At 69.2% G+C, this 22,206-nt stretch carries 18 protein-coding genes; 11 read left to right on the top strand and 7 right to left on the bottom strand.

Annotated elements, in window-relative coordinates:
• Positions 1–8 precede the first annotated feature (8 nt).
• From nadA to BHU06_RS00945, 6 genes are all read left to right on the top strand, one after another.
• Positions 9–1,112 (top strand): quinolinate synthase NadA, encoded by a 1,104-nt coding sequence (gene nadA / locus BHU06_RS00925; protein ID WP_070397265.1) that lies wholly within the window; start codon positions 9–11, stop codon positions 1,110–1,112.
• Entirely contained in the window at positions 1,109–2,869 is a 1,761-nt protein-coding gene (pabB, locus tag BHU06_RS00930; protein ID WP_353744336.1) for an aminodeoxychorismate synthase component I, read from the top strand. The genes nadA and pabB overlap by 4 nt, the downstream gene beginning before the upstream one ends.
• Before the next feature lie 104 nt (positions 2,870–2,973).
• The gene (locus BHU06_RS00935; protein ID WP_254668097.1) at positions 2,974–4,032 is read left to right on the top strand and encodes a ShlB/FhaC/HecB family hemolysin secretion/activation protein; all 1,059 of its coding nucleotides are present in this window, start codon (positions 2,974–2,976) and stop codon (positions 4,030–4,032) included.
• A complete protein-coding gene (locus BHU06_RS00940) occupies positions 3,975–4,436 on the top strand; it encodes a hemagglutinin repeat-containing protein (protein ID WP_070397266.1) in 462 nt (153 codons plus the stop codon). Before BHU06_RS00935 ends, BHU06_RS00940 begins: the two co-directional genes overlap by 58 nt.
• Positions 4,426–4,752, top strand: coding sequence for a hypothetical protein (locus BHU06_RS22295; protein WP_139146904.1), 327 nt, complete (start codon positions 4,426–4,428; stop codon positions 4,750–4,752). Before BHU06_RS00940 ends, BHU06_RS22295 begins: the two co-directional genes overlap by 11 nt.
• A 13-nt stretch (positions 4,753–4,765) precedes the next feature.
• Positions 4,766–5,413: a hypothetical protein gene (locus BHU06_RS00945; RefSeq protein WP_070397267.1), complete on the top strand. Its 648-nt coding sequence runs from the start codon at positions 4,766–4,768 to the stop codon at positions 5,411–5,413.
• Between the two features lie 50 nt (positions 5,414–5,463).
• Here the strand turns inward: BHU06_RS00945 and nadB are convergent, their stop codons facing one another.
• The 4 genes from nadB to BHU06_RS00965 form a co-directional block, all read right to left on the bottom strand.
• Positions 5,464–7,050: an L-aspartate oxidase gene (gene nadB / locus BHU06_RS00950; RefSeq protein WP_070397268.1), complete on the bottom strand. Its 1,587-nt coding sequence runs from the start codon at positions 7,048–7,050 to the stop codon at positions 5,464–5,466.
• A gap of 100 nt (positions 7,051–7,150) precedes the next feature.
• Entirely contained in the window at positions 7,151–8,005 is an 855-nt protein-coding gene (locus BHU06_RS00955) for a ScpA family protein (RefSeq protein ID WP_070397269.1), read from the bottom strand.
• Between the two features lie 10 nt (positions 8,006–8,015).
• Positions 8,016–8,228: a DUF3460 family protein gene (locus BHU06_RS00960; protein ID WP_070397270.1), complete on the bottom strand. Its 213-nt coding sequence runs from the start codon at positions 8,226–8,228 to the stop codon at positions 8,016–8,018.
• Positions 8,229–8,269: 41 nt separating this feature from the next.
• Positions 8,270–9,922, bottom strand: a complete 1,653-nt coding sequence (locus BHU06_RS00965; RefSeq protein ID WP_070397271.1) for a SulP family inorganic anion transporter — start codon at positions 9,920–9,922, stop codon at positions 8,270–8,272.
• 103 nt (positions 9,923–10,025) lie between these two features.
• Between BHU06_RS00965 and bamE the strand changes: the two genes are divergently transcribed.
• Positions 10,026–10,550: an outer membrane protein assembly factor BamE gene (gene bamE / locus BHU06_RS00970; RefSeq protein WP_070397272.1), complete on the top strand. Its 525-nt coding sequence runs from the start codon at positions 10,026–10,028 to the stop codon at positions 10,548–10,550.
• Position 10,551: 1 nt separating this feature from the next.
• Here bamE and metG read toward each other — a convergent pair whose 3' ends face one another.
• Entirely contained in the window at positions 10,552–12,690 is a 2,139-nt protein-coding gene (gene metG / locus BHU06_RS00975; RefSeq protein ID WP_070397749.1) for a methionine--tRNA ligase, read from the bottom strand.
• A 176-nt stretch (positions 12,691–12,866) separates the two neighbouring features.
• Here metG and BHU06_RS00980 point away from each other — a divergent pair, with 176 nt between their 5' ends.
• The 4 genes from BHU06_RS00980 (at position 12,867) to BHU06_RS00995 (ending at position 19,588) form a co-directional block, all read left to right on the top strand.
• Positions 12,867–14,249, top strand: coding sequence for a hypothetical protein (locus BHU06_RS00980; RefSeq protein ID WP_139146905.1), 1,383 nt, complete (start codon positions 12,867–12,869; stop codon positions 14,247–14,249).
• Positions 14,250–14,442: 193 nt separating this feature from the next.
• Complete coding sequence (locus BHU06_RS00985) at positions 14,443–17,400, top strand: hypothetical protein (RefSeq protein WP_070397274.1); 2,958 nt, start codon at positions 14,443–14,445, stop codon at positions 17,398–17,400.
• A 155-nt stretch (positions 17,401–17,555) separates the two neighbouring features.
• Positions 17,556–18,647, top strand: a complete 1,092-nt coding sequence (apbC, locus tag BHU06_RS00990; protein WP_070397275.1) for an iron-sulfur cluster carrier protein ApbC — start codon at positions 17,556–17,558, stop codon at positions 18,645–18,647.
• 89 nt (positions 18,648–18,736) lie between these two features.
• The gene (locus BHU06_RS00995) at positions 18,737–19,588 is read left to right on the top strand and encodes a GNAT family N-acetyltransferase (protein ID WP_070397276.1); all 852 of its coding nucleotides are present in this window, start codon (positions 18,737–18,739) and stop codon (positions 19,586–19,588) included.
• 25 nt (positions 19,589–19,613) lie between these two features.
• On the opposite strand, the gene BHU06_RS01000 is transcribed toward BHU06_RS00995, so the two are convergent.
• Positions 19,614–20,423: a hypothetical protein gene (locus BHU06_RS01000; protein ID WP_070397277.1), complete on the bottom strand. Its 810-nt coding sequence runs from the start codon at positions 20,421–20,423 to the stop codon at positions 19,614–19,616.
• 123 nt (positions 20,424–20,546) lie between these two features.
• Positions 20,547–22,124 carry a benzoate-CoA ligase family protein gene (locus BHU06_RS01005; RefSeq protein ID WP_070397278.1) on the bottom strand — a complete coding sequence of 526 codons (1,578 nt, stop codon included), beginning with the start codon at positions 22,122–22,124 and terminating at the stop codon, positions 20,547–20,549.
• Between the last annotated feature and the right edge of the window lie 82 nt (positions 22,125–22,206).

The raw sequence follows: 22,206 nt of genomic DNA on the forward strand, positions 1-22,206 counted from the left end.
GCCAGTCCATGAGCAACGAAGCCATCATCGACGTCGAGTACGAACAGCCCGCCTGTCCCACGCAGCACGCCTGGGCCCGTGTGCCGGTGGAGCCCGGGCCGAAGCAGCGCGCCGAGCTCATGGAGCGCATCAAGCGCCTGCTGAAGGAGCGCAACGCGGTCATGGTCTCGCACTACTACGTGCACCCCGACCTGCAGGACCTGGCCATCGCCACCGGCGGCATCGTGAGCGACTCGTTGGAGATGGCGCGTTTCGGGCGCGACCACCCGGCCACGACGCTGGTGGTCTCGGGCGTGCGCTTCATGGGCGAGACGGCCAAGATCCTGAGCCCGGAGAAGACCGTGCTCATGCCCGACCTGGACGCGAACTGCTCGCTGGACCTCGGCTGCCCGATCGATGAGTTCAGCGCCTTCTGCGACGCGCACCCCGACCGCACCGTGGTGGTCTACGCCAACACCAGCGCGGCGGTGAAAGCGCGCGCCGACTGGCTGGTCACCAGCAGCTGCGCGCTGGACATCGTGCGCGCGCTGAAAGACAAGGGCCACAAAATCCTCTGGGCGCCCGACAAGCACCTGGGCGGCTACATCCAGCGCGAGACCGGCGCCGACATGCTGATGTGGAACGGCTCCTGCATCGTGCACGACGAGTTCAAGGCCTTCGAGCTGGCGGCGCTCAAGCAGGAGCACCCAAAGGCCAAGGTGCTGGTGCACCCCGAGAGCCCGGCCGACGTGATCGCGCTGGCCGACGCGGTGGGTTCCACCTCGGCCATCCTCAAGGCCGCCAAGGAACTGGACGCGCCGGCGTTCATCGTCGCCACCGACAAGGGCATGATGCACATGCTGCGCCAACAGAACCCGGGCAAGGTCTTCATCGAGGCGCCCACGGCCGGCAACAGCGCCACCTGCAAGAGCTGCGCGCACTGCCCCTGGATGGCCATGAACGGGCTGGCGGGCGTGGCCCAGGTGCTGGAAAAGGGTCTCAACCAGATCCACGTGGACCCCGGGCTGATCCCGCGCGCACGCCTGCCCATCGACCGCATGCTGGCCTTCACCGCCGCCCACAAGTCGGGCCAGGACGCGGGCGCGCTGGTGCCGAACATCGGCGCCGCGTGAGCGCCGAGGGCGTGCACGCCCGGCTCGCTTTCGCGGCGAGCGGTCTGGCGTCGCACGCCGCGCTGCGGCTCGACTTCGGCGCACCGCGCGCCGTGCTGCGGGCCGACGCGCTGTCCGGGCTCGTGCCGGTGATCGAGGCCGCGCAGGCCGCCGCGCGGCAGGGCGCCTGGGTGGTGGGCTGGCTGGCCTATGAGGCCGCGGGCGCCTTCGACCCCGCCCTCGCCACGCACGTGCCCGAGGGGCCGTTGGCCTGGTTCGGCGTGCACGATGCCCCGCTGTCGATGGACACCGACCCGCCGCGCGACCCGCCCGCCGTGCGCGCGCACTGGGCCGACGCACCCGGCGTCCGCGCCGATTTCGACACCGCGCTGGCGGCCCTGCTGCAGGCCATCGAGGCCGGCGAGGTCTACCAGGTGAACCACACCGCGCGCTGGCGCGGCGAGCTGCACGAAGGCCGCGCGCTCGATCTGTTCGAGCGCCTGCGGTGCGAACAGCCCGCGGACTACGCGGCTTATGTCGACGGCGGCGGGCAGCAGGTGCTGAGCCTGTCGCCCGAGCTGTTCTTCGATTGGGATGGCGACCAGGTGCTGACGCGGCCCATGAAAGGCACCGCGCCGCGCGGCCTGGACCCGCGCGAGGACGCGGCGCAGGCCGCGCGCCTGGTGGCCTGTCCCAAGGAGCGTGCCGAGAACGTGATGGTGGTCGACCTGCTGCGCAACGACCTCTCTCGGGTCGCGCGGCCGGGTTCGGTGGCGGTGCCCTCGCTGTTCGACGCCCGCCCGCTGCCCACGGTGTGGCAGATGACCTCCGACGTGCGCGCGCGCACGCGGCCGGGCGTGGCGCTGGTGGACCTGCTGCGCGCCCTGTTCCCATGCGGCTCCGTCACCGGCGCGCCCAAGCGCCAGGCCATGCGCCGCATCGTGCAGCACGAGGCCGGCGCACGCGGCGTGTACTGCGGCGCCGTGGGCGTGCTGCGCCCGGGCGGCGGCGCCACCTTCAACGTGGCCATCCGCACGGTGGTGGTTCGCGAACGCGCCCTGACCCTGGGCGTGGGCAGCGGCGTCACCTCGGGTTCGCGCGCGCGCGCCGAATGGCGCGAATGGCAGCACAAGGGCGCCTTCGCGGTGCGCGCGGCCGAACCGTTCGAGCTGCTGGAAACCCTGCTGCTGGAGGACGGCCGCTGGCGGCATGAGCCACGCCACCGCGCGCGCATGGCGGGCTCGGCGCGCCACTTGGGCTTCGCCTGGACCGAAGAGGCCTGGTCGCGCGCCTTGCGCGCGCTGGTCGAGGCGCATTCCACGGGCCCCTGGCGCGTGCGCGTGCTCTGCCGCAGCGACGGCCGCGTGTGGGCCACGGCCCATGCCATGGCCACCTCGCCGACGCCGGTGCGTCTGCGGCTGGCCGAGCGCCCCTTCGCGGCCGCGCATTCGCCCTTCGTGCGCCACAAGACCACGCGCCGCACGCACTACGAAGCGGCCGAACGCGTGGCGCCCGGGGTGTTCGACACGCTGCTGTGGAACGACGACGGCGAGCTGACCGAGTGCACGCGGGGCAACATCGCCTTGCGCTTCGACGGGGGCTGGGTCACGCCCGCGCTGGACTGCGGGCTGCTGCCGGGCATCGCCCGGCAGTTGGCCTTGGACGAAGGGCGTTTGCGCGAAGCGGTGGTGCCGCTGTCGGCCCTGGAGCGGGTGCGGGAGTGGGCCTTCCTCAACAGCCTGCGCGGCTGGCTGCCGGCGGTGCTGGACGGGCGCTGAACCACCGCGCCGGCCACTGGCCGGCCATGCATACCCCCCGCCCGTTGTGACCGGGCGCCGCGGTTGTAATTCGCGCCTTTTCCAAGGCCGACCGCTTGCACCCCGTGACCCATCAACGCCCGATGCAGGCCTGTGGCCTGCTGCTTTCCCTGCTGGTCGCGCCCGCCTGGGCACAGACCGCGGCCGAGGCCAGCGCGCGCGCCCCCACCGAACAGCGCCGGGCCGAGGAGCGCCAACTGCAGCAGCGCGAGGCATTGCAACGCGGCGCCGAGGTGTGGGGCACGCCCGATGTGCCGCTGCCTGCGCTGCACTGGCCCGAACACGAAGCGCCGTGCGTTCCCGTGCGGCACATTGCGCTGACGGGCGCCGAAAGCGATCGCTTCCAGTTTGTCCTGCAAGACCTCGTCGCCGGCGCCGATCCGGCCGTTGGCCGCTGCCTGGGCACCGAGGGGGTGTCGATCGCGGTGGCCCGCGCGCAGCGGCGGCTGACGGCCCGGGGCTTCACCACCTCGCGCATCCTGCTCGAGCCGCAAAACCTGTCGCAGGGCACCCTGCGGCTGAGCCTGCTGCCCGGTCGCATCAGCGCCATCCGCTTCGCCGACGGCACCTCGCCGCGCGCCACGCAGCTCAACGCGGTGCCAGTCCGCGTGGGCGACATCCTCAATCTGCGCGACATCGAGCAGGCGCTGGAGAACCTGCGCCGCGTGCCCACGGTGGAGGCGGACATCCAGATCGTGCCCGGCAAAGGGCCCGCCGAGAGCGAACTCGTCCTCCGCTGGAGGCAGGCCCTGCCCTTGCGCCTGAACCTCTCGCTCGACGACAGCGGCACCCGGGCCACCGGCCGCTACCAGCTCAGCGCCACGCTCAGCGCGGACCATTGGTGGACGCTCAACGACCTGTTCTACCTCACGCAGGGCCGGGACCTGGGGGGTGGCGAGCCTGGCGCGCGCGGTACGCGCAACACCAGCCTGTACTACTCGCTGCCCCTGGGATACTGGGCCTTGGGCTTCAACGCCAGCCGCTACAGCTACTTTCAGAGCGTGGCCGGCCTCTACCAGGACTACCGCTACAGCGGCTCGCCGTCCTGCACACGCCGGGCGCGGCGGTGGACAACCAGGCCAGCGAGGTGGCCGCCAGCCGCGTCTACGCCGGTGGCAACGTGACGTTCATCGCCGAAGGGGCCGGCCAGGACAGCGACATCCAGGTCCGCGGCAGCGAGCTCAACGCGGGCCGGACCGTGCGCCTGAAGGCCGAGGGCAACGTGGACCTGGGCGCGGCACAGAACACCGTGCAGGAGCGCACCGAGAGCGAGAACCGCTCGGGCAGCGTGGGCATCGGCTGGCAGTTGGGCGGCGCCAACTCCGGCTGGGGCGTCACCGCCAGCGCCAGCGCGGGGCGTGGCCACGCCGAGGGGCAGGCCATCAGCCACACCAACACCCACGTCACGGCGGCAGACAAGGTGGTGGTCGAGTCCGGGGGCGACACCACCCTGGACGGTGCGGTGATCAGCGCCCCGCGCATCGAGGGCGATGTCCAGGGCGACGCCAAGGATCGAAGTGGTCGATGACGCGGGGGGCGCGGTTGAACATTTCAGATTGATGTGCTCGGCGATTGACGGGGACGTCCAAAGTGCTGACGGCTCGGGAGCTACGGCACTCGAGGAAATTCGCCAGATTGAATCCGGTGAATCGGCCTATATCGAATCCGATGGCAATGCCTGGGTCACCTACATCACCCCTGACAAAGTCTGGTTCGAGGGGCTATACAGCCAAGGCGAAGGCGGTGAAGTCAGTTTCGCCCAATACAAGTTGGCCGTCGAAACCTATGTTCGCTTTCTGGCGGATCCAAAGAAAAAACCGATTGAAGTGGACTTCCCAAACTAATGTGCGTGGGACAATGAATACCGAAACCTGTGGCCGGATCAGGCTGTTGATGAGCTGCGTCGTGTTTTCCGCCAGCACAGTACTGACGGGGTGCGCCACTCCGCCCGTTCAGTACTACCCCGATGCCGAACAAGCGATCGAAGATGAGGTGGGCTCCGCGCCTCCGCCAGGAAGCGCCGTCGTCGAGTTCACGACGAACTCCGTGGCGATCGCGGTCTTTCAGCAGCGTGTGGGAGACAAGCTGTGTGAGCCCGAATCCGAGGACATGGTCGCCCGTGTCAGAAGGCGCGAGATGCTCCCTGCTTCAGTACAGCGCTTTCATGGTCTGGCCAATTTCATGTCCTTGGGCAATCTGAATCGGATCGAGAAACTTCCAAGGACCAAGATCACCCACTTCCCCGCTGGCCAGGCGATCGCCTTCGCGGCCACCACATACACCAACGACGCCTCCTGCGGCCCATTGTTTCTTCGGTTCACACCGGAGGAAGGCAAACGCTATGTGCTGTCGACGGATTTGCAGGACCACATCTGCCGATTGAGCATTCAAGCCTTGGACGAAGCATCACAGGCGCGTCCCGTGAAGCACTCGCGTTGGCGCTGCGTCAAGCCATTCCTGGGATTCGGCAAGCCCACGCTCATTGGCCCCAACGAGATCAATTGACGTGATCCCGGCAGAACCACGTTACCGCCGGTGCGGGCTCGCTGGCTGCCTCACCGCCCCGGCGGCACCAGAATCGTCGGCTTCGCCTCGGGCAGCATGCCCGGGTGGTCCAGGCTGAAATGCAGGCCGCGGCTTTCGCGGCGCAGCATGGCCGACATGACGATCAGGTCGGCCACCTGCACCAGGTTGCGCAGCTCCAGCAGGTCGCGCGTGACGTGGAACTGCGCGTAGAACTCATGGATCTCGCGCTGCAGCAGGGTGATGCGGTGCGCCGCGCGCTCCAGGCGCTTGTCGGTGCGCACGATGCCCACGTAGTCCCACATGAAGCGGCGCAGCTCGTCCCAGTTGTGCGAGATGACGACCATCTCGTCGGCGTCGGTCACGCGGCTGTCGTCCCACAGCGGCAGCGCCGGCGTGTCGGGTGCCTGGTGCGCGCGGATGGCGCTGGCCGCCGCCTGCGCGAACACCATGCACTCCACCAGCGAATTGCTCGCCAGCCGGTTGGCGCCGTGCAGGCCGGTGCAGGTGGTCTCGCCCACGGCGTACAGGCCGGCGATCTCGGTGTGGCCCTGCAGGTCGGTGACGACGCCGCCGCAGGTGTAGTGCGCGGCCGGCACCACCGGGATGGGCTCCTTGGTGATGTCGATGCCCAGCTCGGCGCAGCGCGCCAGGATGTTGGGGAAGTGCTCGCGCAGGAACTCGGGGCTCTGGTGCGAGATGTCCAGGTGCACGCAGTCCAGGCCATGCTTCTTCATCTCGAAGTCGATCGCGCGCGCCACCACGTCGCGCGGCGCCAGTTCGGCGCGCGGGTCGTGGTCGGGCATGAAGCGGTGGCCGCCCAGGTGCGGCGGCAGCTTGAGGATGCCGCCTTCGCCGCGCACGGCCTCGGTGATGAGGAAGCTCTTGGCGTGCGGGTGGTACAGGCAGGTGGGGTGGAACTGGATGAACTCCATGTTCGCCACCTGGCAGCCCGCGCGCCAGGCGGCGGCGATGCCGTCGCCCGTGGCGGTGTCGGGGTTGGTGGTGTAGAGGTAGACCTTGCCCGCGCCGCCCGTGGCCAGCACGGTGTGGCGGGCCGCGAAGGTGACCACCTCGTCGCGCACGGTGTCGAGCACGTAGGCGCCAAAGCAGCGGCGCTCGCCGCAGCCGCCGACATGGCGCTCGGTGATCAGATCCACCAGCATGTGGTGCTCGAACACCTGGATGCCGGGCGTGGCCTTCACCCGCTCGACCAGGGTGGCCTGCACGGCAGCGCCGGTGGCGTCGGCCGCGTGCACGATGCGTCGGTGGCTGTGGCCGCCCTCGCGCGTGAGGTGCAGCTCGCCGTCGGCGGTGGAGAAGGGCACGCCCAATTCGCGCAGCCAGGCGATGGCGGCGGGTGCGTTCTCCACCGTGAACTCGGTGGCCTCGCGGTCGCTCAGCCCGGCGCCGGCCACGAGGGTGTCTTCCACGTGCGAGGCGTAGCTGTCGCCCTCGGCCAGCACGGCGGCGATGCCACCCTGGGCCCAGTTGCTCGAGCCGTCGAGCAGGGCGCGCTTGGTGATGACGGCCACGCGGTGGGTGGCGCTCAGGTGAAGGGCGGTCGACAGCCCTGCCAGGCCGCTGCCGATGACCAGGACGTCGAAGTGTTGGGTCATGTGCTGTTGGAGGACGGAGTACGAGCCGCCGCCGGGCCGCCCCAAGGCGGCTCAGCCCCCTTGGGGGGCCGCGACCCGCGCAGCGGCGGAGCGTGGGGGCTCATGATGTGGGGGTATAGGCCAGGCGCACGTAGATGGGCGCGAAGGCCTCGGCCTGGGTCAGCTCGATCAGGGTTTCCTTGGCGAGCTCGAGCATGGCGATGAAGGTGACGACCACCACCGGCACGCCCCGGCTGGTGTCGAACAGGTCGCCGAATTCGACGAACTGGCGGCCCTGCAGCTGGCGCAGCACGATGCTCATGTGCTCGCGCACCGACAGCTCCTCGCGGCTGATCTTGTGGTGCTGCACGAGCTTGGCGCGCTTGAGGATGTCGCGCCAGGCGCTCTGCAGGTCGACCATGTCCACGTCGGGAAAGCGCGGCTGCAGCGCCTGCTCGACATAGATCTGGGCGCGCAGGAAGTCGCGGCCGTACTGGGGCACCTCGGACAGGCGCTGCGCGGCCAGCTTCATCTGCTCGTACTCGAGCAGGCGGCGCACGAGTTCGGCGCGCGGGTCCTCGGCCTCTTCGCCCTCGGCCGTTTTCTTGGGTGGCAGCAGCATGCGCGACTTGATCTCGATCAGCATCGCGGCCATCAGCAGGTACTCGGCCGCCAGTTCGAGGTTGTTGGCGCGGATTTCCTCGACGTACTCCAGGTACTGGCGCGTGACCCCGGCCATGGGGATGTCGAGGATGTTGAAGTTCTGCTTGCGGATCAGGTAGAGCAGCAGGTCCAGCGGGCCCTCGAAGGCCTCGAGGAAGACGCGCAGCGCGTCGGGCGGGATGTACAGGTCCTGCGGCAGCTTGAACAGCGGCTCGCCATAGAGCCGCGCCAGCGCCACGTTGTCGACCACCGAGGGCAGCACCTCGTCGAGGCCCTGCGGGGCTTCGTCCAGGGAGGGCGCCGGTTCGGTCATGGTCGCCGGCTCAGTTGAAGTCGGAATTCGTCTGGTAGACGTAGGGCTTCTGCGGGACCTCGGCCGCCTCGGCCTCGGCCGCGAACTCGCGGTCGATGGTCTTGTCCCAGAGCAGGCCGCGGCCCTCGCGCTGCCGGGCCTCCAGCCCCGGCCGATCGGCCTTGAGCTGCTCGATGAACTGGGTGGCTTCGGATTGGTAGTCGGGGCGGCGGAAGAAGGACATGGCGGCGGGGGAGGGTGTCCGGATCGGGGAAACCGGCGATTTTACTGGCCGTCCCCGGTGGCCTCGGCCAGGCGTCCGGCAAAGCCCGAGCGCGCCATCAGCGAGGCCGGCTGCGGCTGCAGGCCCACGATCTCCAGCCGCCCGCCGCGCCGCCGCAGCGCCTTGTGCAGCTGCTCCAGCGCGTCCAGGCCGGTGGTGTCGAGCGAGACCATCAGGTGCGCGTCCAGCAGCAGGTGCAGCGGCCCGGGCGCGGCCTCCACCTCGGCGACGATGGGGTCGATCTTGGTGACCGCGCCGAAGAACAGCGAGCCGTAGAGCCGCCAGGTCTGGCGGCCGTCCTCGCGCCGCACCGGCTCGGCGCTGAAGATGTCGCGCTGGCGCCGCACGAACAGCACCACCGCCAGCACCAGGCCCAGCTCCACGGCCACCGTGAGGTCGAAGACGATGGTGACCGAGAAGGTGCTCAGCAGCATCAACCGGTAGTGGTTGCTGAAGTGCTTCAGACGGGCGAACTCGCGCCACTCGCCCATGTTCCAGGCCACGAACAGCAGCACGCCGGCCAGCACCGCCAGCGGGATGTGAAAGGCCAGCGGCGCCGCCGCCAGTACCACCACCGTGAGCGTGAGCGAATGCACCATGCCCGCCACCGGCGAGGCCGCGCCGGCGCGGATGTTGGTGACGGTGCGCGCGATGGTGCCGGTGACCGGCATGCCGCCGAAGAAGGGCACCACCGCGTTGGCCACGCCCTGGGCCATCAGTTCCTGGTTCGGGTCGTGCTTGCGCGCGTCGGCGAGCTGGTCGGCCACCCGCGCGCACAGCAGCGACTCCACAGCCCCCAGCAGCGCGATGGTCAGGGTGGGCGTGACCAGCAGGCGCACGGTCTCCCACGAAAAATCGGGCAGTGCAAAGGCCGGCAGGCCCTGCGGGATGCCACCGAACCGCGTGCCGATGGTCTCCACCGGCAGCTTCAGCGCCCAGGCCAGCAGCGAGAGGGTGAGCAGCGCCACGACCGGCCCCGGCACGCGCGAGGTCGCGCGCAGGGCGCCGGGCACCTCCAGGTGGTCCAGCTGGCGGCGAAAGCGCGAGTCGGTGGCCCACAGGCGCGGCCACACGAACAGGCCCAGCACGCACAGCGCGCCCAACAGCAGCGCCCAGGGGTTGACGGTGTCCAGGTGGCGGCCCATGGTGGCCATCTGGCCGAAGAAGTTGGCCGGCATGTGCGGTACGCGCAGGCCCAGCAGGTCGCGCAGCTGCGACAGCGCGATCAGCACCGCGATGCCATTGGTGAAGCCGATCACCACGCTGACCGGCACGTAGCGCACCAGCGCGCCCAGGCGGAACAGGCCCAGCAGGAACAGCAGCACGCCGGCGCTGGCGGTGGAGATCAGCAGGTTGGCCACGCCGTAGCGCTCGACGATGCCGTAGACGATGACGATGAACGCGCCCGCCGGCCCCGCGATCTGCACCGAGGTGCCGCCCAGCAGCGAGACCAGCAGCCCGCCGATGATGGCCGTCCACAGCCCCGCCTGGGGCGGCAGGCCGCTCGCGATGGCGAAGGCCATGGCCAGCGGCAGCGCCACGATGCCCACCGTGACACCCGCCCCGAGGTCGCGGGCGAAGCGGCCGCCGTCGTAGCCGCGCAGGTCCGCCAGCAGGCGCGGGCGAAACGGTGCGAGGGGCGGCAGGCCAGGCATGGGCCGATGTTACCGATGGCTACCGGCACCGCAAGGCAAGGTCCTACACTGCCGCTCACGCCGGCCGACCCCCGCCGGCCGCCAGGACAGAAGGAGCCCCCGCATGACCCGACCGAACACCCGCAGCGCCTGGTGGCGCCTGGGCCGCCTGATCACCGGCGTGCTCGCCGCCGTCGGCTTCGTGGGCGCTTGCGATCTGCAGAACATCGCCGAGCTGGAGCCCGGCGTGTCCACCGAGGCCGACGTGCGCGAGAAGTTCGGCCAGCCCGAGGCCGTGTGGGAGGGCGAGGAGGGCGCGCAGATCTATGAGTACAACCGCCAGCCCGAGGGCGTGGTGAACTACATGGTCACCATCGGCGCCGACGGCGTGCTGGTGAAGGTCTCGCAGGTGCTGACCGAGGAGAACTTCGCCAAGGTGCAGCCCGGCATGCCGCTGGAGCAGGTGCGCCGCCTGCTCGGCAAGCCGCGCAAGGTGCAGACCTTTCCGCTCAATGGCGAGACGCACCAGGACTGGCGCTTCCAGGCCAAGGGCCAGACCGAGCCCATGATCTTCAGCGTGGCCTTCGACAAGGACCTGCGCGTGATCAAGACCGGGACCATGCCGGACCCGGACCTGCAGAAGCGCTAGCTCAGCGCACCCGCATGCCCGGCACGGCGCCGGGCGTGGGCTCCAGCACGAAGATGCCGGGCTGGGCCTTTTCGTCGGCGTGGCTGGCGGCCAGCACCATGCCCTCGCTCACGCCGAACTTCATCTTGCGCGGCGCGAGGTTGGCCACCAGCACGGTGAGCTTGCCCTTGAGCTGCTCGGGTTGGTAGGCGCTGGCGATGCCGCTGAAGACGTTGCGCGTCTTGCCCTCGCCCACGTCGAGCGTGAGGCGCAGCAGCTTGGTGGAGCCCTCCACGCGCTCGCAGTCCACGATCTGGGCGATGCGCAGGTCGACTTTCGCGAAGTCGTCGATGGTGATGGTGTCGGCGATGGCTTCGCCGCCGGGCCGCCCCACGGCGGAGCCAGCCCCCTCGGGGGGCAGGGAGGACGCGTCAGCGCCGACCGTGGGGGCCTTTTTCACCTCGCCGCCGGGCAGCGGCGCAGCTTGCACCGGCGCGGGCGGCGGCTCGAACAGCGCCTCCAGCTGCTTGGGGTCCACGCGCTGCATGAGGTGTTGGTAGGGCTGGATGGCGTGGCCCGCGCCCAGCAGGTGGGCGGCGTCGGCCCATTGCAGGGGCTGGACCTGCAGGAAGGCCTCGACCTGCGCGGCCAGCGCCGGCAGCACGGGCTTGAGGTAGAGCGTGAGCAGGCGAAAGGCCTCGATGCAGGTGCTGCAGACGTCGTGCAGGCGGGCCTCCTGGCCGTCCTGCTTGGCCAGCTCCCAGGGCTTGTTCTGGTCCACGTAGGCGTTGACCTGGTCGGCCAGGGCCATCACCTCGCGCAGCGCCTTGCCGTACTCGCGCGCATCGAACAGCGCGGCGATGGCCGGAGCCTTGGCCTGCAGCGCCTGCAGCAGGGCCGCGCCGTCGGCCGAGGCCGCGCCCAGCCGGCCGTTGAAGCGCTTGGCGATGAACCCCGCCGCTCGGCTGGCGATGTTGATGAACTTGCCGATCAGGTCGCTGTTGACCCGCAGCTGGAAGTCTTCCTGGTTGAAGTCCAGGTCCTCGTTGCGCGCCGTGAGCTTGGCCGCCAGGTAGTAGCGCAGCCATTCCGGGTTCATGCCCAGGCTCAGGTACTTCAAGGGGTCCAAGCCGGTGCCGCGGCTTTTGCTCATCTTCTCGCCGTTGTTCACGGTGAGGAAGCCGTGCACGAAGACCGCGTTGGGCGTCTTGCGGCCGCTGAAGTGCAGCATGGCCGGCCAGAACAGCGTGTGGAAGGTGATGATGTCCTTGCCGATGAAGTGGTACTGCTCGGTGGACGGGTCGGCCATGAAGGCGGCGTAGTCGATGCCCTGCCGGCCCAGCCAGTTTTTCAGCGAGGCCAGGTAGCCCACGGGCGCGTCCAGCCACACGTAGAAGTACTTGCTCGGCGCGTCGGGGATCTCAATGCCGAAGTAGGGCGCGTCGCGCGAGATGTCCCAGTCGCCCAGCTTGGTCTGGCCGTTCTCGTCGGGCGCGATCCATTCGCTGATCTTGTTCAGCACCTCGGGCTGCACCGCGCCGCTGGTGGTCCACTGCTTGAGGAAGGCCAGGCAGCGCGGATCGGACAGCTTGAAGAAGAAGTGCTCGGAGTGCTTGAGCACCGGCTTGGCGCCCGACAGCGCCGAGTAGGGGTTGATGAGATCGGTGGGGCTGTAGACCTTGCCACAGACCTCGCAGTTGTCGCCGTACTGGTCCTTGGCGTGGCAGTTCGGGCACTCGCCCTTGATGAAGCGATCGGGCAGGAACATGTTCTTCTCGGGGTCGAAGAACTGCTCGATGGTGCGCGTCTCGATCAGGCCGGCCGCCTTGAGGTCCTTGTAGATGGCCTGCGCGAGCTCGTGGTTCTCGGGCGCGTCGGTGCTGTGCCAGTTGTCGAAGGCGATGTGGAAACCGTCGAGGTAGGGCTTGCGGCCCGCGGCGATGTCGGCCACGAACTGCTGGGGCGTTTTGCCGGCCTTGTCGGCCGCGATCATGATCGGCGCGCCGTGCGCGTCGTCGGCACAGACGAAGTGCACCGTGTGCCCCTGCATGCGCTGGAACCGCACCCAGATGTCGGCCTGGATGTATTCCATGATGTGGCCGATGTGGAAGTGGCCGTTGGCGTACGGCAATGCGGTGGTGACGAAGAGCTGGCGGGGCATGGTGGCGCTCGTGATGAAACCCTTCATTTTATGGGCGAGAGGAACCGCCTCATCTGACGGGGGTACTGACGCGGCGATGCATCGGGAGCGGTCAAAGAGCAGCAGGGCAAAGGCATTGGCCAGGCTGCAGACCCGTTCCCGCATGCCCCCCGTTGTCGATCGAAAGGAGCAGCCACATGCAAAAACACAGCGCAACGTTCCCCCAACGCCCGATTCCCCGGTTCCCCTCGACCTCGAAGAAGAACCCGGAACAAGACCCGTCCCTCTCGGCGCCGATGCCGCCGGGCACGACAGCGTCGCAGCCGGACGCCCCGGATGACCGCCGCCTCGAAGGCAGGGACGTGCGTCCGCCTGAGCAGCCCCTCAGCTTTCCTCCCGCGGGCATGCAAGCGCCGCAGACGCCTCTGTCCCTGCCGCTGCTCGCCCTACCCAAGCCGCACGACGGGCCGTCGGTGAAGGCGGTGCTGAAGGAACTGCTCGATGACGCGGGACAAGCGAACGAGCCGGTGCTACAGGCCTTGTCCCAAGCGACCCCGCCGATCAAGGCGCTGTTGCTGGAGATGATCACGAAAGCCATGGGATCGCCGCATTGCACGACCAGCCAGTTGTGTGCCCTCATCTCGGCCTATGCCCCTCACGTCGCCCTGCGCAGACTGCTCTCGCCCATTTGGGCGCCCTCGTCGCCCAACGAGCCACCGATATCGGGCCTCGATCGCCTCTTCGCGCTGGCCGCCCGTTTGGCCGGCGAGCCCGAGCAACTGAACGCGCTTCAACGCCAGGCCGGCGATCGGTGGTCAAGTCCCACCGCCTGGGAGGGGTGGGATGTGCTCTTCGCCCTCGGACAGTTCATCCAGGATTCGCCCGATGCTGCCCCGTGGGGTGAGGGGTTGGTCATTCGGGCGTTCCTGCACCAGTCGATGCTGTCCGGCGGCCAAGCCGAACGGCGCGCCCTTTTTGACGACCTCTGGTTGTCGGCTGTGGTGAACGGTCTCTCCCCTAAGGTCCTCGACGACCATTTCATGTTCAGCGAGGTGTCCGGCGTGCCAGCGGTATCGAACGTCCTTCGGGACCGCGGTCAACACCCGCGGTTGCTGGCGCGTCTGTGCGCTGGCCGCTGCTCAGACCTCGATCAACGGCAGCAACTCGCGCTGCTGAACGACAACCTGGCGCGCATGGCGGTGCGCAACCCGCGCTTGTTGCCGCTGTTGGCGCCTCAGCATGGCGATTCGTGGTCCGGCGAGGATGTTGAACGGGCCACGGCGTCGGTGGAGTTCACTTTGCAGTGGTGGACGGCGTCGCAGGCGTTCGAGCCGCCACTGATCGACCTTCCCCAGGAAGTCCTGGCCCCCATCCTGTTGGACGTCGGCCGCTTCTGGAGCGGCCTGGCCAGGCTGAAGCCCGAGTGGTGGGAAGCGGTGTTGTCGCGCCACCCGTGGTTGGCGCGTGTCATCGAAATCGTGAATGACAGCGATGCCAACAGCGCCAGCAACACAGGTGCCCACGACGAGGCGGCTGGGAGGGCCGTCGTGCGCTGGGTTCATCAGCACCTCAAACGATAAGGGGCCGGCCTGAGAGCGTGGCCATGCGCTGCCGCCGGCAGGCCGCGGCGGCGTCGTTTCGCCTTCGTTCTCCCGCTACAAAGCCATCAGCATGCGAATGATCCGTCGTTCTCCTTCGACATCTCCTCGACGCCCATCGCGTGAAAGCGTCCACGAGCAGCGCCCAGAGGCCGTGCCACAGAACACCGGGCCGATGCAGCACCCGCCCGGGGGGCGCGCCTTGTCCCCGCGGGAGGGGATCGAACCGCCCACCCCCGGCGAGCTCAAGCCCCTCGTCGTTGCGCGGGGGGCGATGAGCGAGGGCGCGTGGTTCGGCCTGTGCCAAACGATCCAGACGTTCCAAAGCCAGGACCAGCCGCCCGCGCGCGTCGGCGACGGCCGCCTGGAGTTCAATGGCCCGGTGGAACTCGACACGGGCGGGACGACCCACCTGGCCCAGTGCATCAAAGGACTGGTGGCGACGGGACAGCATTCGCAGGTCTGCGACTGGCTGGAGGTGCTGGCTCCTGCCACGCGAGCCCACCTGTTCCTGTCGATGAACGTTGAGGACAAGGACGCGCTCAAGGACCACGCGGACGAGGAGATTCGCCAGCGATTCCAGCGCGCGCTGTTTGGCGTGGCGGCGCACGCTTGCCGGCACATGAATGAGAAGTTCGAGTACCACGACTTCATCGTCGAACAAGTGAGCGCCCATTGCTCGGCCCACTCGCTCGCCAAGATTGCGCTGCTGCGCGATGACTGGAGCGGCTTCTGGAGCGCCTATCGCGGGTGTTCCCGCGAGGACAAGCGCGGCCTCGCGTATGGGGTCCCCGATGCGGTGGGCGGCTTGCACGAGGTGTTGACCGGCCTTTCGACCGAGGACCTGTTTGGCTGGGTACGCCAGAACATCGAGGCGGGCTTTGACGCCAGCTTGTCGGCCGGCATGGGCGTGTGCGCGACCTGGCTGGACCGCGCGGAGGGCTTGGGGGACCCGTTGCGCCGCGCCATCCTGCGCAGTGCCGTGGCGCATGCCTTGACAGAGAACGCCCCTGCGCCAGAGCAGCCGTCGGTGCAGCTCGGCGGTTGGGCCAGCTTGCTCGAGCGGGCCTGGGCCTGCGAGCTGACGCCCGACCTGCTGGACGCCGTGCCCGAGCCGTGCCGCGAGCGCCTGCTGTCGGCGGCGGTGCAGCGGGCGGCCAATGCCGACACGGCCCACGCCCTGAACGGGCTGGTCGCTTGCTACCTGGCGCTGTGCGACGAACCGCAGGCGCATGCAGACGATCGCTTGTGGCTCGGTGAGTGCCTGAGGTCGGCGTTCAAAGACCTGCTCGCGTCCGACAGTGGCCTGGACGAGCGGGCGCGGGCCGAGGTGCAGGCAATGCAGGCGCGTCTGGACCGGGGGGTGCCGCAACAGCTGGCTCGCCATCTCCAGGAGGGATGCCCCGAGAAGGCCGCCGATGGCATCGCCGAGCTGTGCTGGTTGGCGGGGCCGGGTGTCGCCCTGGAGCACTTCGATCGGCTGGCGCAGGACGTCCAGGCGCTGCTCAAGACCGTTGGCCTGACCTACGGCTTGACCGGCCAGGGCCTGCAAATCCACGACCTGCCCGAAGAAGACGACGAAGCCCTGCGGCTCATTCAGGAGAAAGCCGATGGGCTGAGCGAGGCGATCCAGAGAGCCGAGATCACCTGGGCCGAGGACCCAAGGCACAAAACACCGCAGGAACAGGAGCAGCATGCGCGGGAGCTGAAGGCGCTGGGGCGGCAGTTGGACAGGACGCGGGCGCGCTTGACGACAGTGAGGAGCGAAAGGCGGGCACGGCGCAGACCGGTGCTCCAGCGCCTGCTGGGGCTGCTGGAGCGCTGCGGGCTGGGCGAGAACCACCCCTTGGAGGGCGTGGTGCGCCAGCACCTGGACAGCGGGGCGGTGCCGCCTTGCGCCAACCCTGAGGGGGCCGGCAGGCAGGCCCGGATGAACCGGTTGCGGGCCCATGTGGAACAACTGGCCCGCCGGGCCTGGCGCCCGGCCTGGGGGGCGTGGTGGGAGACGCGCCACTGGATAGACCAGCTGCTGGACCTGGGCCTGGGCGCTTTCGGTAGCGGCGTGGGCCAGGCGCTGTCTTCCGCCGAGTTTGATGGGTGGTTGCGACCCGTGGTCAAGGACCAGAAGGCCTCCGGTCCCCTGCTGGCGGGCGTCTTGGCAGCGGCCATGGACGGCGAGGCCTGCGGCATCGCCCGCATGGTGTGGTTGTTCGAGCGCTTCGCCGACGGCCTTGATCTGCGGCGGGTGCTGGTGGCGATGCCGCCTTCTCTGCAGAGTGAGACGCCGGTGTCGGGTGTGGACCGCTTCCTGCGCATCGCCAGCCGGCTGATGTCACAGCGCGACTGGCTGGCCGAAGGGGAAAGCCACACCCACCGCTGGCAGCCGGGGTGGAGGATGCTGCTGGATTTCTGCCGGTTCGTCGCGGCCAAGCCCGATCCCGCATCGACGTCGATGGAGCGGTGGCTCATCGAGTTCTGCCTCGGCCGTGGCCTCGAGGTCGAGCGCGCCGAAGGCAAGCAGCGCAGGGCATTCCTGGAAGACCTGTGGGTCAGGGCGCTGGTCAATGGGTTGACGTGCCCCGCGGAACTGCACGCGCGGCTCATGGACAACTACCTGTGGCGTGAGCGAATGCAGATTCACCTTTGGGACCATGACAACCAGGGGTTGTTCCTTTCCCTGATGGAGCCCCCGCCGGGGGCACCGACAGGCGGACCGGCTCCCGTGGTCTTGTTGCGGCACAACCTGGCGAAGGGGCTGCTGCACTGCGGTCAGGCCCTGAACGCCGCCCGCGTCGCGGCCTGCTCGCCGAGCGGGTCGGGTGGCCCCGCGTTCCGATGGGCAGAGCATTGGGCCAGCGCCTTGGTGACGGCGTGCCGGGAGGTGCTGTCGCAGCCGAACGCCGAGGCGGTGGGGCCTGGCTGGGCCTTGAACCTCGCCGCGCTCTGGACCGCGGCGGCCGAGACCTTTCCGCAGTGGCTGGACACCGCGATCGGGCAGCACGAGGCCATCTGGGTCAAGGCCATGGTGGGCCTCTTCACGTCGACAGACATTCCCGGGGAGGACAAACCCCAAGTCCTGAAACAAGCGGCGCTGGATTGGCGCGAGGCCCTGCTGTCATCGAAGGCGCAATGAACCGGGGGGCGTTCGGGCACCCGGGCGCCCGGCGCTGAACCCCTTTCATGGCGGTGGTGTCCCCGCGGCGGTAGACTTTCGCCGCCGCAGAGCACCCGCCCCCGTATTTCCCTACGGCGTGGCGGCCATCCCCTCACCCCAGGAGCCATCCCCCCATGCCCGTCGACCAACAGGCGCTGATGCAGGCGCTGCAAGCCGTGCAGGACCCGAACACCGGGCGCGACTTCGTTTCCACCAAGGCCCTGAAGAACCTGCAGGTGCAGGACGGCGAGGTGTCCTTCGACGTCGAGCTGGGCTACCCGGCCAAGAGCCAGATGCCCGCGCTGCGCAAGGCCCTGGTGGCGGCGGCGCGGTCGGTGGCGGGCGTGGAAAACGTGTCGGTGAACCTGCACACCAAGGTCATCGCGCACGCTGCGCAGCGCGGCGTGGCGCTGCTGCCGCAGGTGAAGAACATCATCGCCGTGGCCTCGGGTAAGGGCGGCGTGGGCAAGAGCACCACGGCCGTGAACCTGGCGCTGGCGCTGGCGGCCGAGGGCGCCAGCGTGGGCGTGCTCGATGCCGACATCTACGGCCCCAGCCAGCCCATGATGCTGGGCATCGAGGGCCGGCCTGAGAGCATCGATGGCCAGACCATGGAGCCGCTGGAAAACTACGGCGTGCAGGTCATCTCCATCGGTTTCCTCATCGACCGCGACGAGGCCATGATCTGGCGCGGCCCCATGGCCACGCAGGCGCTGGAGCAGCTGCTGCGCCAGACCAACTGGAAGGACCTCGACTACCTCATCGTCGACATGCCGCCCGGCACCGGCGACATCCAGCTCACGCTGTCGCAGCGTGTGCCCATCACGGGCGCGGTGATCGTCACCACGCCGCAGGACATCGCCCTGCTGGACGCGCGCAAGGGCATCAAGATGTTCGAGAAGGTGGGCGTGCCCATCCTGGGCATCGTGGAGAACATGGCCGTGCACGTGTGCGAGAAGTGCGGTCACGTGGAGCACATCTTCGGTGCCGACGGCGGCAAGCACATGGCCGCCGAGTACGGCATGGACTACCTGGGCGCGCTGCCGCTGAACATGAGCATCCGCGTGCAGGCCGACGGCGGCCGGCCCACCGTGGTGGCCGACCCCGAGGGCGAGATCGCCGGCCTGTACAAGTCGGTGGCGCGCCAGGTGGCGATCAAGATCGCCGCCAAAGCCAAGGACTTCTCGTCCAAGTTCCCCAGCATCAAGATCTCCAGCGACACCTGAGCAGGGTCGTCATGTGCCCTACCGCCGACGCGGTATGGCACCCGGGCGCGGCTTGGGCTTTCATCGCGGTTTCACCCAAGAGACCGCGCATGAAGACACCCACCCACCGCATCCAGCGCATGTCGCGCCACGACCTCGGCCTGGCCCTGCACTGGGCCGCGCGCGAGGGCTGGAACCCCGGCCTGCACGACACCGAGATGTTCCACGCCATCGACCCGCGCGGCCACTTCATGGCCTGGGTGGGCGAACGGCCGGTGGCCAGCATCAGCGCCCTGCGCTACGGCGTGGGCTACGGCTTCATTGGTCTGTACATCGTGGAGCCGGCGTCCCGCGGCCAGGGGCTGGGCCTGGCGGTGTGGCACGCGGCGCTGGAACACCTGAAGGGCTGCGTGGTGGCCCTCGATGGCGTGGTCGAGCAGCAGCACAACTACATGCGCAGCGGCTTCGACCTGGCCTGGCGCAACCGGCGCTACAGCGGGCACGGCCTGGGACCGCGCCCGGCGCACCCGGCCATCGTGCGCCTGGCGGGCCTGCCGTTCGACGATTTGGCCGCCTACGACCTGGCCTTCCACCCCGAGCCGCGCCCGGCCTTCCTGCAGACCTGGATCCGCCAGCGCCGGGGCACGGCCCTGGGCTGGCTGCAGGACGGGCGGCTGCGCGGCTATGGCGTGCGCCGCGCCTGCGTGCAGGGCCACAAGATCGGCCCGTTGTGCGCCGATTCACCGGCCATCGCCGAGGGCCTGTTGCGGGCCCTGTGCGCGGGCGTGGCGTCGCAGGAGGCTGTGCACCTCGATGTGCCGGAGCCCAACCGCGAGGCCGTGGTGCTGATGGAGCGCCACGGCTTCGTCGCGGGCTTCCCCACGGCGCGCATGGTCAGGGGCCCAGCGCCGGCCATCGATCTGGCGCGGCAGTACGCCTTGACGGCGCTGGAGATCGGCTGAGCGCCAGGGCCACCGGCGTGCCGGCTCAGACCGCCGCGGGTGCGGACCCCTGCAGGACCTCGATGTTGGCCAGCGCATCGCGCAACGCGGGACCGGGAGACACGTGGTCGGCCGGGGCGACTGTGTTCAGCCGGAGGCTGCCGCTTTGCGTGTGCACGCTGACCCACTCGCCGAACTTACCTTGGGAGTTGTAGGCCGCGGAGTCTTGAACGGTGAATACGCTCTTGTCCTTGTTGAAGCTGGCGCTGACGGTGCTTCCATCGTTCAGCTTCACGGTCCTGTAGGGTTCACCGGTTTTGACCATATCCGCGCTGAGTTGCGCCAGGGCTTGTTTGACCTCGGCTTCCTTGCGCGACAGAGCGCTGTCCAGGGGCTCCATGGGGAACGTCTTGGACCCCAAAATCTGTTGCTCAAACCAGCCCAAGCCAGTGGCAGGCGTGTTGTCGGCCGGCCCCTGAGTGGCGGGTTCCGGGGTGACGGGCGCTGGGGCGGCGGGCCCAGGGACGTTCAGTGCGGCGGCGTAGTCTTGGATCAGCACCTGCAGATGCGCCTGGTATTGCTCGTTTCCGGCCAGGGGCTGGTCGCTTGTCACGGCTTGGATGACGCCCTGCTGGGCCGTGGCCACGGCGACTTTGGTGGATGCAGTGGGCTTGAAGAAGTGGCTGAAGAATCTCTGAGCCGACTTCTTGGCACTCCAGCGCTGGGCCTTGGGCGGGGGTGTCGTGGTGGCTGGTGCGCCGGCGGTGGGGCCCGTGAACTTGGCGAGCGAGGCCGCTGACGGCGCGCGTTTCTTCTTGAACGGGTTGGGTACGTGAAACGAGAGGATCTTGGGCATGGTCGAGCTTCGGCTGTGCGCCGACCCTGCACAACAGGGCCGGCGCGGTTTTGGACGCTCAATCAGTAACGCCGCCCCGCCCGAGGCTCCGGGCCAGATGGCCGAGGCCATCCGCGGAAGCGCTCAGCCCGCCGCCTTCTCGCGCTCGCGCAGCCTGAAGCGCTGGATCTTGCCGGTGGCGGTCTTGGGCAGTTCGTCGAGGAACTCGATGAAGCGCGGGTACTTGTAGGGCGCCAGGCGCTCCTTCACGAAGGCCTGCAGCTCGGCCGCGCTGGCCTGCTGGCCGGGCTTGAGCACCACGTAGGCCTTGGTCTTGGTCAGGCCGTCGCTGTCTTCCTTGCCGATGACGGCGGCCTCCAGCACGGCGGGGTGCTGCACCAGCGTGGCCTCCACCTCGAAGGGGCTGACGTAGATGCCGCTCACCTTGAGCATGTCGTCGTTGCGGCCGGCGTAGGTGTAGGTGCCGTTGGGGTTGCGCAGGTACTTGTCGCCGCTCTTGGTCCAGGCGCCCTGGAAGGTGTCGCGGCTCTTGGCGCGGTTGTTCCAGTACATCAGCGCGGCGCTGGGGCCCTTGATGTAGAGGTCGCCGATCTCGGAGGAGCCGTCGGCGTTGTCGGCCACGGGGCGGCCGTCCTCGCCGCGCAGTTCCACCTCGTAGCCCGGCACGGGACGGCCGGTGGTGCCGTAGTGCACCTCGCCCGGCACGTTGGACAGGAAGATGTGCAGCATCTCGGTGGAGCCGATGCCGTCGATGATTTCGACGCCAAAGTGGCGCGTCCAGCGCTCGCCGATGTCCTGCGGCAGCGCCTCGCCGGCCGATGAGCACAGGCGCAGCGCCACGGCGCTTTTCGCCGGCAGGTCGGGGCTGGCGAGCATGCCGCCATAGCCCGTGGGGGCGCCGCAGAAGATGGTGGGCCTGTGTTCCGTCATGCGCTTGAAGCAGGCCTGCGGCGTGGGCCGCTCGGCCATCAGCACCACGGTGGCGCCCACGCTGAGCGGAAAACTCAGCGCATTGCCCAGGCCGTAGGCGAAGAAGAGTTTCGCGGCGGAGAAGACCACGTCGTCCTCGCGCATCTTCAGCACGCCCTTGCCGTAGAGCTCGGCCGTCCAGTACAGGTTGCCCTGGGTGTGCACCGTGCCTTTGGGCGCGCCGGTGGAGCCGCTGGAGTAGAGCCAGAACGCGGGCTCCTCGGCGTGCGTGTCGGTGGGCTCGGCGGGCGCGGCGGCCTGGAGCAGGGCGTCGAAGGCGTGGGCGCCCGGGGGAAGGTTCTGGCCGCGCGAGACCATCAGGTGTTTCACGCCGTGCGTGCCCAGGGCCATGGCCTCCTGCACGGTGGGCAGCAGCGCGCCGCTGACGATGGCCGCCTGCGCGCGGCTGTCGCCCAGCATGTAGGCGATGTCCTTGGCCGGCAGCAGGGTGTTCACCGCCACCGGCACCACGCCAGCGTACAGCGCGCCCAGGAAGGCCACGACCCAGTCGCTGCTGTCCTGCGCCAGCAGCAGCATGCGCTCCTCGCGGCGCAGGCCCAGGGCCCGCAGCGCGCCCGCGCAGCGGCGCACGGCGTCGGCGAGCTGGCCGTAGCTGAGCGTGCCTTGGTCGTCGATGAGCGCGGTCTTGGCCGCGCGCGCGGCATTGAGGTCGAGCAGGTGGCGGGCGAAGTTGAAGCGCACCGGTGGCGCGGCCACGGTGTCATGACTCATGGCGGTCTCCTTGATGACATAGCTGCATGGGCCCGCCGCGCCGTCCCGTGACACCGCGGAACCGGCTTTGCCGGGCCGCAGG

This window comes from Hydrogenophaga sp. PML113, from assembly GCF_001777155.1.
Taxonomy (GTDB): domain Bacteria; phylum Pseudomonadota; class Gammaproteobacteria; order Burkholderiales; family Burkholderiaceae_C; genus Hydrogenophaga; species Hydrogenophaga borbori.